General features: G+C 69.2%; 10 protein-coding genes. 4 read left to right on the plus strand and 6 right to left on the minus strand.

Annotation, left to right across the window (positions count from 1 at the left end):
- Window positions 1-4: 4 nt before the first annotated feature.
- Complete coding sequence (locus Q0581_RS04395) at window positions 5-1,870, plus strand: DUF885 family protein (protein ID WP_298697952.1); 1,866 nt, start codon at window positions 5-7, stop codon at window positions 1,868-1,870.
- 9 nt (window positions 1,871-1,879) lie between these two features.
- On the opposite strand, the gene Q0581_RS04400 is transcribed toward Q0581_RS04395, so the two are convergent.
- Window positions 1,880-2,983, minus strand: coding sequence for a DUF1176 domain-containing protein (locus Q0581_RS04400; RefSeq protein ID WP_298697954.1), 1,104 nt, complete (start codon window positions 2,981-2,983; stop codon window positions 1,880-1,882).
- 148 nt (window positions 2,984-3,131) lie between these two features.
- On the opposite strand from Q0581_RS04400, the gene Q0581_RS04405 reads away from it, so the two are divergent.
- From Q0581_RS04405 to Q0581_RS04415, 3 genes are all read left to right on the plus strand, one after another.
- Entirely contained in the window at window positions 3,132-4,343 is a 1,212-nt protein-coding gene (locus Q0581_RS04405; protein ID WP_298697956.1) for an NADP-dependent isocitrate dehydrogenase, read from the plus strand.
- A gap of 173 nt (window positions 4,344-4,516) precedes the next feature.
- Window positions 4,517-5,098 carry a DUF2939 domain-containing protein gene (locus Q0581_RS04410; protein WP_298697958.1) on the plus strand — a complete coding sequence of 194 codons (582 nt, stop codon included), beginning with the start codon at window positions 4,517-4,519 and terminating at the stop codon, window positions 5,096-5,098.
- Between the two features lie 81 nt (window positions 5,099-5,179).
- Window positions 5,180-5,734 carry a DUF2939 domain-containing protein gene (locus tag Q0581_RS04415; protein WP_298697960.1) on the plus strand — a complete coding sequence of 185 codons (555 nt, stop codon included), beginning with the start codon at window positions 5,180-5,182 and terminating at the stop codon, window positions 5,732-5,734.
- A 19-nt stretch (window positions 5,735-5,753) separates the two neighbouring features.
- Here Q0581_RS04415 and alaS read toward each other — a convergent pair whose 3' ends face one another.
- From alaS to Q0581_RS04440, 5 genes are all read right to left on the minus strand, one after another.
- A complete protein-coding gene (gene alaS / locus Q0581_RS04420) occupies window positions 5,754-8,399 on the minus strand; it encodes an alanine--tRNA ligase (RefSeq protein WP_298698170.1) in 2,646 nt (881 codons plus the stop codon).
- A gap of 224 nt (window positions 8,400-8,623) precedes the next feature.
- Window positions 8,624-9,724, minus strand: a complete 1,101-nt coding sequence (gene recA / locus Q0581_RS04425) for a recombinase RecA (RefSeq protein WP_298697962.1) — start codon at window positions 9,722-9,724, stop codon at window positions 8,624-8,626.
- A gap of 169 nt (window positions 9,725-9,893) precedes the next feature.
- Window positions 9,894-10,259 (minus strand): hypothetical protein, encoded by a 366-nt coding sequence (locus Q0581_RS04430; RefSeq protein ID WP_298697964.1) that lies wholly within the window; start codon window positions 10,257-10,259, stop codon window positions 9,894-9,896.
- 55 nt (window positions 10,260-10,314) lie between these two features.
- Entirely contained in the window at window positions 10,315-11,007 is a 693-nt protein-coding gene (locus Q0581_RS04435; protein ID WP_298697966.1) for a methyltransferase domain-containing protein, read from the minus strand.
- 35 nt (window positions 11,008-11,042) lie between these two features.
- The gene (locus tag Q0581_RS04440; protein WP_298697968.1) at window positions 11,043-12,929 is read right to left on the minus strand and encodes a M20/M25/M40 family metallo-hydrolase; all 1,887 of its coding nucleotides are present in this window, start codon (window positions 12,927-12,929) and stop codon (window positions 11,043-11,045) included.
- Window positions 12,930-12,993 lie beyond the last annotated feature (64 nt).

The following is a 12,993-nucleotide window of genomic DNA, read 5'->3' on the forward strand; positions in this document are numbered from 1 at the left end:
CCCCATGATCGACCGTCGCCGCCTGCTGATGACCGCCGCCGCCGCCGGGGCGGCCGCCACCGGCGCCTGCGCCGCCATGCCCAGGGGCGCGCAAGGGGCCGCGCCGGTCGCCGGGCCGGCGGCTTCGGACCCGGCGACCAAGGCCTTGCTGGACGCCTATATGGATCGGGTGTTCGAGCGCACCCTGGATGAATCGCCCGAAACGGTCACCGCCTTCGGCCTGGACACCGGCGCCCGCGCCGCCGCCAAGTCGCAACTGGTCGCCCCCACCCGCGAAGAGGAGGAGAAGGGCCGCGCCCTGATCCGCGGCTTCCGCGCCGAACTGGCCGCCATCGACCGGTCGAAACTGAGCGGCGTGGACGCCATCCGCTATGATTCCATCGCCGCCAACTATGATGCGGTGATCGCCACCTTCGACATCCCCTATGGCCAGGGCGGCTGGCCTCAGATCTATCGCGTCAGCCAGCAGTCGGGCGCCTGGCAGACCACGCCCGACTTCCTGAACACCCAGCACACCATCGAGACGGCCGCCGACGCCGAGGCCTATGTGGCGCGCATCGACGCCTTCGCCGACGTGCTGAACGCCGAGACCGACCGGATGCTGGAAGACTACGCCCTGGGCGTGGTTCCGCCGGACTTCATCCTGTCGAACGTGATCGGGTCGCAGCGCGGCATGTTGCGCACCGCCCCGGCGGACTCGTCGATGGTCGCCTCGGTCGTCAATCGGGCCCAGGCCAAGGGGCTGAGCGGCGACTGGGGCGCCCGCGTCGCGCGCCTGATCGAGACGCGCATCTATCCGGCCCTGACCCGTCAGGTCGAGGCGATGGAGGCCCGGCTGCCCACCGCCGGGCACGCGGCCGGCGTCTCGCGCCTGCCCCAGGGCGAGGCCTATTACGCCAACAGCCTGCACTACATCACCACCACGCGGCTGAGCGCCGACGAGATCCACCGCATCGGCCGCCAGCAGGTGGCCGAACTGACGGCCCAGGCGGATGGCCTGTTGAAGGCCCAGGGTCTGACCCAGGGCACGGTGGCCCAGCGCATCTCGGCCCTGGGCGACGACGCCCGCTATCTGTACGCCAACACTGACGAGGGCCGGACCCAGCTGCTGGCCGATCTGAACCGCCAGATGCAGGACATGCAGGCCCGCCTGCCCCAGTATTTCGGCCACCTGCCGCGCTCGCCGGTCGAAATCCGCCGCGTGCCGGTCGAGATCGAGGCGGGCGCCGCCCTGGGCTACTACAACAGCCCCAGCCTGGATGGGACGCGGCCGGGCATCTACTACATCAACCTGCGCGACACCTCCGAATGGCCGCGCTGGACCCTGCCGACCCTGACCTATCACGAGGCGGCGCCGGGCCATCACCTGCAGATCGCCCTGCAGCAGGAAAGCGCGGCGGCGCCCAAGCTGATGAACCTGCTGTTCTTCTCCAGCTATGTCGAAGGCTGGGGCCTGTACGCCGAACAGCTGGCGGACGAGATGGGCGTCTATGCCGACGATGCCGCCGGGCGCATCGGCTATCTGCAGTCGATGATGTTCCGCGCCGCCCGCCTGGTGGTGGACACCGGCCTGCATTCCAAGGGCTGGAGCCGCGAACAGGCCATCCGCTACATGGTCGAGACCCTGGGCGATCAGGAAAGCGCCTCGACGTCCGAGGTGGACCGCTACTGCGGCTGGCCGGGCCAGGCCTGCGCCTACATGGTGGGTAAGCTGGAGTGGGTGCGCCTGCGCGAAAAGGCGCGTGCGGCCCTGGGCGACCGGTTCGACATCAAGGGCTTCCACGATGCCGGTCTGGCGGGCGGGGGCGTGCCTCTGACCGTGCTGGAACGGGTGATCGACGACTGGACCGCCGGGGTGCGCCGGGGCTGAGGCCGCGGGTCAGTCCGTCCGGCTGCGCCAGCGGGTCGGCCACAGTTCGCTGGGCACGCCCCAGCATTCGCCCATCGCCGCCTCGTGGCTGAGGACAAAGCCGTGCGCCGTCCAGGTCCAGGTCTGGAAGACGCCGCAGTCGCCGATGCCGCGCCCCTTGGCGAACTGGCTCAGGGTACGGGCGACGGGATCGTAGGCGGCGTTGGTCAGCTCGGCCTGGGCTTCGCCGTCCAGCCCCCGGAAGGCCGCCGCGCGGGGATTGGCGCCGTTGGGTCCGGTGATCCAGTACAGCATGGTCAGATTATAGGCGCCCGCATCGCACGGCACGCCCCACAGCTCGGACCTCGCATCCAGCCGGTAGCGGGTGACGGCGCCGGACAGGCCGGGGTTCCAACTCAGATTGGCCGCGCACTGTTTGACCTCGGCCAGGCCGGCCAGAGCGGCGGGCAGGGCGGGCGCGGCGCCATCCGGTCCGGGCATGCCGGTCTGATCGACCGCAACGGCGGGCCGGATACGCGGCAGGACGGGCGCGGCGGGAACGCCATCTGTCGCGCGTTCGCCACGTCGGATCAGGGCGGTCGGCGTGTCCAGGCGCCCCTGGCGTTCGTCGATCCACAACAGGGCGGCCGAGGCGCCGTTGGGCGACAGATCGACGCTGTCCGACCCCTTGACCAGTTTCAGCGACCGCGCCGCCGCCAGGGCGGCCAGGGCCGCGCGCGCCTGATCGGCCGCCAGGACGCCGACACCCGCCTCGCCCAGTTCGCCATGCGGCGTCAGCCCGAAGCTCCGGCCGTCGATCTGGATCGTCAGGGGCGCGGCGGCGTTCTCGGGGCCATTGGACCACAGGCCGGCCATGATCGCGGGGCGGGCGTCCGGCCCGGCGCCCAGGGCCACCCGCAGCCAGCCGGCGCTGCCGTCCACCGGGCCGGCGATGGCCACGCAGTCGTCGCCGTTGTCGCAACCGACCATCCAGTCGCGGAAGCTGCGCGAGGCGGGCTGAACCGTGCGTTCAGTCCCTGCGCGGTCGCCAGCCGCCGCTTCGCCGCCGTTCGCCGGCGCCTGAGACCCGCAGGCCGCCAGCAGGGCCGTGCCGGCCAGGATCATCTTGCGCATCGTGCCGTCTCCGTCTGTCCGTGCGGCCATAGTCTCCATTCGGGGGCGTCGGGCAAGGGCGCGGTCGGCGGCGCCCTTTGCGTGGCGGGCGTCGGCTCGCTATACCCGCCGCCGAACCCGAACCTCCCCTCGCTGACAGAGAGACACCATGGCCAAGATCAAGGTCGACAACCCCATCGTCGACATCGACGGCGACGAGATGACCCGCATCATCTGGCAGATGATCAAGGACAAGCTGGTCTTCCCGTTCCTGGACCTGGAGCTGGACTATTACGACCTGGGCATGGAACACCGCGACGCCACCGACGATCAGGTGACGATCGACGCCGCCCACGCGATCCAGAAGCACGGCGTCGGCGTGAAATGCGCCACCATCACCCCCGACGAAGCCCGCGTGGCCGAGTTCGGCCTGAAGAAGATGTGGAAGTCGCCCAACGGCACCATCCGCAACATCCTGGGCGGCGTGGTTTTCCGCGAGCCGATCATCTGCTCGAACGTGCCGCGCCTGGTGCCGGGCTGGACCCAGCCCATCGTCGTCGGCCGCCACGCCTTCGGCGACCAGTACAAGGCCACCGACTTCCTGATGCCGGGCGCCGGAACCCTGTCGATCAAATTCGTCGGTGAAGACGGCGCCGTGATCGAGCACGAGGTGTTCAAGTCGCCGGGCGCCGGCGTGGCCATGGGCATGTACAACCTGGACGACTCGATCCGCGACTTCGCCCACGCCTCGTTCAGCTATGGCCTGAACCGCGGCTATCCGGTCTATCTGTCGACCAAGAACACCATCCTGAAAGCCTATGACGGCCGCTTCAAGGACATCTTCCAGGAGGTGTTCGACGCCGAATACGCCGACAAGTTCAAGGCGGCGGGCCTGACCTATGAGCACCGCCTGATCGACGACATGGTGGCGGCCGCCATCAAATGGTCCGGCGGCTTCGTCTGGGCGTGCAAGAACTACGACGGCGACGTTCAGTCGGACGTGGTGGCGCAAGGCTTCGGCTCGCTGGGCCTGATGACCTCGGTGCTGATGACGCCCGACGGCAAGGTGATGGAGACCGAGGCCGCCCACGGCACCGTGACCCGCCACTATCGCCAGCATCAGAAGGGCGAGGCCACCTCGACCAACTCCATCGCCTCGATCTTCGCCTGGACCCGCGGCTTCAAGCACCGCGCCAAGCTGGATGGCAACGCCGCCCTGGGGACGTTCGCGGACACCCTGGAAAAGGTGGTGGTCGACACCGTCGAGGCCGGCTTCATGACCAAGGATCTGGCCCTGCTGGTCGGCGATCAGCAGTCGTGGCTGACCACCGAAGGCTTCATCGACAAGGTGGCCGAGAATCTGAAGGCGGCGATGGCCTGATTAAATCCTCCCCCATCGGGGGAGGTGGATCGGCGGCGCGGCCGTCGAGACGGAGGGGGCCAGTGCGCGCCAGCCCCCTCCACCGCTGCGCGGTCCCCCTCCCCCGATGGGGGAGGATCGCTTTCGTCCGGCCTTGGTTCGTGCATTGATGGCGGCCTGACGCGGAGGGACGCATGGGCAAGCTGCTGTTCAATCTGGTGCTGACGGCCATCGTGGTGGCGGTGGTCTGCTTCTTCGCGGCGCCGGGCGTGGCCTTCTTCGCCATCCGTTCGGCGGGGGACGCCAATGACGCGGCAGCCCTGTCGCGGCTGGTCGATTTCGGGGCGGTGCGCCAGTCGTTGAGGCCCCAGATGGGCGGCGATCCGCGCGCGCTGCAACCCGCCCCGTCCTTTCTGGAAGACCCCATCGGCGCCGTGCGGCATCAACTGGAACAGGCGCCGACCGTGCGCGCGCCCGACGTGGACGCTTATTTGACCCCGCGCGCCCTGTCGGCCCTGACGCGCGGCGAGGGGCGGCTGGCCTCGCAACGCAGCGCCCAGGGGGCCGCGCCCTCGACCGGCGATCCCATTCCCAGTCCCGTCTATTGGGGGATCAACAGCGCCCGCATGGCCGTGGCTGACCAGGGCGGATCGCGCACCGTCTTCACCTTCGCCCGCAAGGGGGTGTTCGAGTGGAAACTGGTCCATGTCGGCCTGCCCGACGGGGTGGCCCCGGCCACAGCTTCCATGCCGTCGGCGCCCGCCAAGGCCGACTGACGACCGAATCCCTCTGGCGGGACGCCGCGAGTCACCGCTACCGTCGTCACGGGTAGGGTTGAGTAGGCGGGAGTCGCGTATATGAGGCGCAAGCTGTGGGTCGGTGCGGCCGTGGCGGCCGTCGCCGTCTTCGTCGGGGCCTATGCCCTGTCGCCGGTGTTCGCGGCCCAGGCCCTGATCCGGGCCGGCAAGGCGGGGGATGCGGCGGCGCTGGAGCGGCTGGTCGATTTTCCCGCCTTTCGCGCCAGTCTGAAGGACGAACTGAACCAGGCCCTGGCCGACGAAATGCGTGACCAGGCGGGCGAGGCCGGCGATGTGCTGGCGGGACTGGGCATGTTGCTGGCGCCCGCGCTGGTGTCCGGCGCCGTGGACGCCCTGATCACGCCCGAGGCCGTCGGTGAAATGGTCCGCACCGGCCAGGCGCCGAACCCTGCGGACCCGGAGACGGCGCCTGCGTCAGCCGATGACGGCGGCGACGACATCCATCAGGCATGGGGCTATCGCAACCTGGACACCTTCGCCGTCACCCTGACGCGGAAGGATAAGCCGGACCGTCGCCTGGCCCTGGTCATGAGCCGGCGCGGCCTGTTCGACTGGAAACTGACCGGCGTGGATTTCCAGCGGGACCGGCGCTGAACCGGCCCCGCCGAAGGTCCTAGTTCAGAGCCGCGCGGATCGCCGCCAGTCCGGCCTCGGCCTTCGACCCGTCCGGCGCTCCGCCCTGGGCGAAGTCGGGCTTGCCGCCCGCGCCCTGGCCGCCCATGGCGAGGACCGCCGCGCGCGCCAGATCGGCGGCGTTGACACGGCCCGCCATGTCCGACGTCACAGCCACGGTGACCGCCGCCTTGCCGTCCGTCACGCCGATCAGGGCCACGACGCCCGAGCCGACCTGTTTGCGGAAGTCCTCGGCCACGCCGCGCAGGCCCTTGCCGTCCACTCCGTCCAGGACGCGGGCGATCAGCTTGACGCCGTTGATCTCTTCCGGGGCCGCATCGGCGCCCGAGCCGCCGCCCAGCGCCAGTTGCTTCTTCAGCTCGGCGACCTGTTTCTCCAGCGCCTTGACCGAGGTCTGCAGGCCCTCGACGCGCGCGGGCACGTCGGCGGGCTGGACCTTGAAATCGCGGGCCAGGTTGCGGGCGACGCGGGCCTGGCCTTCGACATACAGGCGCGCGGCCTCGCCGGTCAGGGCCTCGATGCGGCGCACCCCAGCGGCGACGCCGCCCTCGGACACGATCTTGAACAGGCCGATGTCGCCGGTGCGCGACACATGGGTGCCGCCGCACAGTTCGACCGAATAGGGCTTGTTGTCGGTGGTCAGAGACCGACCGAGCGTCAGCACCCGCACCTCGTCGCCGTATTTCTCGCCGAACAGGGCGATGGCGCCGGCCTCGATGGCGGCCTGGGGCGCCATCAGCCGGGTCTCGGCCGGGACGTTCTGGCGGATCACGGCGTTGACCTCGGCCTCCATGGCCGCCAGTTCGTCCTCGGTCACGGGGGCGTTGTGGCTGAAGTCGAAACGGGCGCGTTCGGCGTCGACCAGCTGGCCCTTCTGGGCCACGTGATCGCCCAGCACATTCTTCAGCGCCGTGTGCAGCAGGTGGGCGGCCGAATGGTTGGCGCGCGTGGTCTGGCGCTTGGCCGGATCGACCGACTGGGCCGCGCGGTCGCCGATCTTCAGGGCGCCGGCGGTGATCTCGGCCGACAGGACGTGCAGGTCGCCCGCCTGTTTGCGCACATCGATGACCTCGGCCGCGCCGCCGGGCCATTCCAGCGTGCCGTGATCGCCCGCCTGGCCGCCGCTTTCGGCATAGAAGGGGGTGGTGTCGAACAGCACTTCGACGATGGCGCCGGTCTCAGCCGCATCGACCGCCTGGCCGTCCTTCATGATGGCCAGGACTTCGCCCGAGCCGTCGACGGCGTCATAGCCGCTGAACACCGTCGGCCCCAGCCGGTCGCGCACGGCCAGCCATTCGCCGGCGTTGGCGGTCTGGCCCGAGCCCTTCCAGTGTTCGCGCGACCGGGCGCGTTGCTGGGCCATGGCGTCCTGGAAACCCTCGACATTGACGCCGAAGCCGCGCCGGCGCGCCTCGTCCTGGGTCAGGTCCAGCGGGAAGCCGTAGGTGTCGTAAAGGGTGAAGGCCGTCTGGCCGTCCAGCATCTCGCCGGGGCGGAAGCCCTGAACCGCCGTGTCGAACAGGCTCATCCCCTTGGACAGGGTGGTGCGGAAACGGATTTCTTCCTGCTTCAGCGTGTCCTCGACAAAGGCCTGGGCGCGTTTCAACTCGGGGAAGGCGTCGCCCATTTCCGAGATCAGGGTCGGGACCAGACGGTGCATCAGGGGTTCGGAGGCGCCCAGCAGGTGGGCGTGGCGCATGGCCCGACGCATGATGCGGCGCAGCACATAGCCGCGTCCCTCGTTCGACGGGGTGACGCCGTCGGCGATCAGGAAGGCGGACGAGCGCAGGTGGTCGGCGATGACGCGGTGACTGGGCGCGCGATCACCCTCGGCCTTGGTGTTCGTGGCGTCTTCGGACGCGGCGATCAGGGTCTGGAACAGGTCGGTGTCGAAGACCGAGTTCTTGCCCTGCAGCACCGAGGCGATCCGCTCCAGCCCCATGCCGGTGTCGACGCTGGGTTTGGGCAGGGAACGGACGATCTCGTCGTTCTCCTTCTCGAACTGCATGAAGACGTTGTTCCAGATCTCCACGAACCGGTCGCCGTCCTCGTCGGGCGAACCCGGGGGGCCGCCGGGGACGTGGTCGCCGTAATCCCAGAAGATCTCGGTGCAGGGACCGCACGGACCGCTGTCGCCCATGGCCCAGAAATTGTCGCTGCCGGCGATGCGGATGATCTTGTCGTCGCCGAAACCGGTGACCTTCTTCCAGATCGCGGCGGCCTCATCGTCGTCGATATAGACGGTGACCAGCAGGCGTTTGGGGTCCAGGCCGAAATCCTGGGTGACCAGCTGCCAGGCCCGTTCGATGGCGTGGTCCTTGAAATAGTCGCCGAAGCTGAAATTCCCCAGCATTTCGAAGAAGGTCAGGTGGCGGGCGGTGTAGCCGACATTGTCCAGGTCGTTGTGCTTGCCGCCGGCGCGGACGCATTTCTGACTGCTGGTCGCACGCGGATAGGGGGGCGTGGCGGCGCCGGTGAAATAGTCCTTGAACGGCACCATGCCGGCGTTGACGAACATCAGCGTCGGATCGTTCTGCGGCACCAGGGGGGCCGAATGCACCCGCTCGTGGCCATCGGCCGCGAAGAAGTCGAGGAAGGTGGAGCGGATCTGCTTCAGGCTGGTCATGGGCGCCGGTCGGTCGGGGGAGAAACGGGGAAGGGGCGTCATATAGGGTTTTCGCGCCCGGCGCATCACCCGGTCGTGATCGGCGCGGAAGGGCCGATCCACGAAAAAGGCCGCCCGACGCGAACGTCAGGCGGCCGCTCGGCCCAGGCCGATCCCGGCGGGGTCGGATGGCGGGTCGCAGGGACCAGCCGGGCGGAGTTTCGGGGAGGGTGTGGGGGGGCGGATCAGCCCTCCAGGTCCTGACCCTCGTCGGGTTCGGGCGTGCCCAGCAGTTCGTCGGCGATCTTGTTGGTCGAGGCGCGCACGGCCTTTTCGATGCCGTCGGCGATGTCGGGATTGGCCTTGAGGAAGGCGCGCACATTCTCGCGCCCCTGGCCGATGCGCTGGCTGTCATAGGAGAACCAGCTGCCGGACTTCTCGATGATCCCGGCCTTGACGCCCAGGTCGATGACCTCGCCCAGCTTGGAGATGCCTTCGCCGTACATAATGTCGAAGATGACCTCGCGGAACGGCGGGGCGACCTTGTTCTTGACCACCTTCACCCGCGTGGTGTTGCCCACCACTTCGTCGCGGTCCTTGATCGCGCCGGTGCGGCGGATGTCCAGGCGGACCGAGGCGTAGAATTTCAGCGCATTGCCGCCCGTGGTCGTCTCGGGCGAACCGTACATCACCCCGATCTTGTGGCGGATCTGGTTGATGAACAGCACGATGCATTTGGACTTGTTGATCGAGGCGGTCAGCTTGCGCAGCGCCTGGCTCATCAACCGCGCCTGAAGGCCCGGCAGGCTGTCGCCCATCTCGCCCTCGATCTCGGCGCGCGGCGTCAGGGCGGCGACGGAATCGACCACCACAATGTCCACGGCGCCCGAACGCACCAGGGTGTCGACGATCTCCAGCGCCTGCTCGCCATGGTCGGGCTGCGACACCAGAAGGTCGTCCAGATTGACCCCCAGCTTGCCGGCGTAGACCGGGTCCAGCGCGTGTTCGGCGTCGACGAAGGCGGCGACCCCGCCCTTCTTCTGCACCTCGGCCACGGTGTGCAGGGCCAGGGTGGTCTTGCCCGAGCTTTCCGGGCCGAACACCTCGATCACCCGCCCGACCGGCAGACCGCCGATGCCCAGGGCCATGTCCAGGCCCAGCGAGCCGGTCGAGACGCTCTCGATCTCGGCCACGACGCCGGCCTTGCCCAGCTTCATCACCGAGCCCTTGCCGAAGGCGCGGTCGATCTGGGCGATCGCCGCCTCCAGCGCGCGCTGCTTGTCGCCGTCTTCCTTGCCCACCAGTTTCAATGCCGCCTGTGCCACTGCCTTCGTCTCCCTTGCCATGATTCCCATCTGGTTTCGGGAGAGACCCGCCATGGACCCGCTCCCTGTGTGAGACGGACTATGTGCACGGTTTGTTCCGGTTGCCAATATGTTCTTTTCGTCGCGACCGATACCGTGGTGGCGGCCACGTCCGTTTCTGACGTTCGGTTCTCGGGGCGCAGAAGGCCGATCAGACGACGAACACCCTGACTTCGGCGGTGCGGGTGTCGGAACAGGTGCGTTGGCTGACGCGAATGCGGTTCGCCGACAGTCCCATGTTCGTCAGGCTGCGGACCACAGATTCCGCATTTCGGCGGACATTGGTCGCCGCCAGGGCTTGCGCGCCCGGGGTGCTGGCCTCGGGGCTACAGGCCACGACGTCGAACGAGGCGTTCGGCTGTCTATCCAGGGCACCTTTCGCGGCGGCGTAGAGCGCGCCTTCATAGTTCACATTCGCTCTGTCGAAACGGATCGTGACCAGGGGCATGGCCAGGGCCGGCGTCGTCACGCACAGGGCCGCAACAGCGCCGGCCAGGAACAGGGATGCGTTTTTCATCGTCATTGCCTTTCTGAAATCGAAACCGGGCGCCGTCCGTCTTTCAGTGGCGGGATCAGGGAACCGTGGGGTTGCGAACCGCGATAACCGACTTGGTCAGCGGCCCCACCTTCTCGTCGTGGTGGGTCGCGTCGGGATACAGGAAGCGGAACTGGGTCTTGTCCAGCAGGCGCGCGTGCTGGACGTCGCGCATGGCCGCGCCGACGTCGGGCGCCTTTTGCGAAAAACCGTGGGCGCGGCGCATCAGGGCGCGGGCGCGGCTCTGTTCGCTGCGCCAATGGAAGAAGGGGGCCGAGAAGTGCGGCTCGATCGGGAACCAGAAATAGGGCGTCTGGACATAGTAGCGCGGGGCCAGGCGGCGGCATTCGGCGGCGAAGGCCTCCATCCGCACCCAGTCGCCGACGTGCTCGATGACCGAGTTGGAATGCACCAGGTCGAAGCTGTTGTCGGCGTATTGCGGCAGGGAACAGGCGTCGGCGTCGATCTCGTCGAACAGGTCCGTATCCCAGACGTCGCCGGTTCCGCCGGGATTTATCAGGGTGATGTGCACCCGGTGCGACGTCAGCAGGTCCAGATCGAACAGACGCCAGTAATTGGCCTCACCCCCCAGGTCGATGATCCGCACCGCGCCCTTTTCGGCGTGGATCGCCTGGATCAGTTCGACGACGCGGCGGCTGCGGGCGCGGCGGAAGCGCGACACCAGCGAGTTGGGATTGTCGTTGTCCTGAAGGGCGTGGATCAGTTTCATGCGGCCTGACCTAACGGACGGGACTTCCGATCCGGTTAAGCCGGCGCGACCGGGGCGGGCGGGGCCGGTTCGGCCATGCGCGCCCAGCCGGATACGGCGCAGCCCAGCACCAGACAGGCCGCCGCCGCGATCAGCAGCGGCCGCGACAGGCTGAGCCGCGGAGCCAGCGGCCGCATCAGCATCAGGATCAGCAGCGCCATCAGCGCCAGGGCGCCGGGCATGTCCATGCCGACGCCCAGCCAGATCTGGTGCGACAGGGCCATCAGCCAGCCGCCGCCGAAGACCGCCGCCACGCCGACGGGAACCAGCGCCCGCGCATGGAACAGGCCGGACCCCAGTCCCGCCGCCAGCGCCGCCGCCAGCGCCGCCAGCAACACCGGCCAGACCAGGATCAGCGCCGCCTGGGGCGCCGCCGCCTGGACGGCGCAGCCCATCACGAACACCAGGGCGATGAGGCCCAGCCAGCCGCCCCAGACCGAGGCAGGCTCGCGCCGGATCATCCAACTCAGCGCAATGGCCGCCGCCGCGGCGCCCAGCACCACCGGATTGAAACCGCCCAGGATCAGGCTGACCGCCAGGGCCGCGCCCAGCACGCCGGTGACGATGCGCCGCCCGGCCCGATCCCGCCCGGCCATCAGCGTCAGACAGGCGCCCAGCAGCGCCAGCGCCACCCCGGCCTCCATCCACGGCAGGCGCTTCAGCAGGGTGTAATAGACGTCGGGCGAGTCCACTCGCGCCGTCATCGGCCCGCCTAGAACGCGCACGGCCGACGCCAGCACCAGACCCGAGGCGACCAGCCACAGACCGTCCAGCATACCGCGCCCGACGTCGGGCAGGGTCAGGTCGGCGCGCCGTCGCACCGTCCAGGCCGCATAGCCGCCCAGCAGGCCCGCCAGCCCTAGCAGCACCCAGCCCATGAAGGGCGGATGCCGGATCGTCAGCCGCCCGAACACGTCGGAATAGACGGCGTTGACCGTGGCGCGCGGCAGGTCGGGCGCGCGCAGCCAGGCGTCGGCCGATTCCAGCGCCTGTCCGCCCAGATGCTGCAGGCTGCCGATCTCCAGCGCTTCGGGGGTGGAGCCATGGGCGTGATACTGGTCCGGGCGGCCGATGAAGGCGAAGTTCAGACCGCCGATCCCGCGCCGCTTGGGAATGGTGAAGTCGGTGCCGTTGGGCATCATCTCATAGACGAAGACGGCCAGGGAGCTGGACGCCGCCCCGCCCGGCGCGCGGGACGCCGCATCGGCGAAACGGGCCACGGTTTCGGCGTTGCCGGGTCCGGTCTCGAACATGAAGGCCCGGCCGCCGCCGCCGCGCGCCTCCAGATTGATGACCGCGCCGACCCGGTCGCGCAGCGGATGGTCGCCGAAGAAGGCGCGCGCGCCGTCCAGGTTCAGTTCTTCGGCGTCTGTGATCAGCACCACCAGATCCCGCTCGGCCAGGCCGCGGGCGCGGATGGCGCGCACCGATTCCAGAATGGCGGCCACCCCCGCTGCATCGTCGGCGGCGCCGGGCGAACCGGGCACGGAATCATAGTGGGCCATCATCACGATGGGTTGCAGCGAGCGGTCGCGGCCGGGCAGGACGCCGACAAGATTGCGCACCTGATGGCCGGCGGCGGCCGGGTCGATGTCCCAGCGTTCCAGCCGACGCACTGCTTCGGGCGACAGGGGGCCGGTCTGGACCTGGGGCGACAGACCCAGCTGCGCCATGCGGGCGTTCAGATAGGCGCGGACGCGGTCATGTTCGGCTGAACCCAGCGGATGGGGCGCGCGGGCGATCTGGCGCAAGTCAGCCATGGCGCGCTGGGCCGAAAATTCGGTCGCCGGGGCGTCTGCCGGAAGCGGCGCGGGCGTGCGCAGCGACACGGCCGCCAGGGCCAGGGCGACCAGAAGCACGCCGAACAGCAGTCCAAGCCGCATGAGCATCCCCTCCCGAACCTTGGCGATTATAGGCCGCCGGGGGTGGGGCGGGGCAAGGGCGGAT

The organism is uncultured Brevundimonas sp., from assembly GCF_937863155.1.
In the GTDB taxonomy this organism is placed as follows: domain Bacteria; phylum Pseudomonadota; class Alphaproteobacteria; order Caulobacterales; family Caulobacteraceae; genus Brevundimonas.

Bases quoted from the DNA above. Each gene is read 5' to 3' on its own strand.
- alaS (WP_298698170.1), bottom strand. From the start codon at position 8,399: ATGACCAGCCTGAAGCAGATCCGCTCCACCTTCCTCGACTTCTTCGCG.
- Q0581_RS04415 (WP_298697960.1), top strand. From the start codon at position 5,180: ATGAGGCGCAAGCTGTGGGTCGGTGCGGCCGTGGCGGCCGTCGCCGTC.
- Q0581_RS04410 (WP_298697958.1), top strand. From the start codon at position 4,517: ATGGGCAAGCTGCTGTTCAATCTGGTGCTGACGGCCATCGTGGTGGCG.
- Q0581_RS04435 (WP_298697966.1), bottom strand. From the start codon at position 11,007: ATGAAACTGATCCACGCCCTTCAGGACAACGACAATCCCAACTCGCTG.
- Q0581_RS04440 (WP_298697968.1), bottom strand. From the start codon at position 12,929: ATGCGGCTTGGACTGCTGTTCGGCGTGCTTCTGGTCGCCCTGGCCCTG.
- Q0581_RS04430 (WP_298697964.1), bottom strand. From the start codon at position 10,259: ATGAAAAACGCATCCCTGTTCCTGGCCGGCGCTGTTGCGGCCCTGTGC.
- Q0581_RS04400 (WP_298697954.1), bottom strand. From the start codon at position 2,983: ATGCGCAAGATGATCCTGGCCGGCACGGCCCTGCTGGCGGCCTGCGGG.
- Q0581_RS04405 (WP_298697956.1), top strand. From the start codon at position 3,132: ATGGCCAAGATCAAGGTCGACAACCCCATCGTCGACATCGACGGCGAC.
- recA (WP_298697962.1), bottom strand. From the start codon at position 9,724: ATGGCAAGGGAGACGAAGGCAGTGGCACAGGCGGCATTGAAACTGGTG.
- Q0581_RS04395 (WP_298697952.1), top strand. From the start codon at position 5: ATGATCGACCGTCGCCGCCTGCTGATGACCGCCGCCGCCGCCGGGGCG.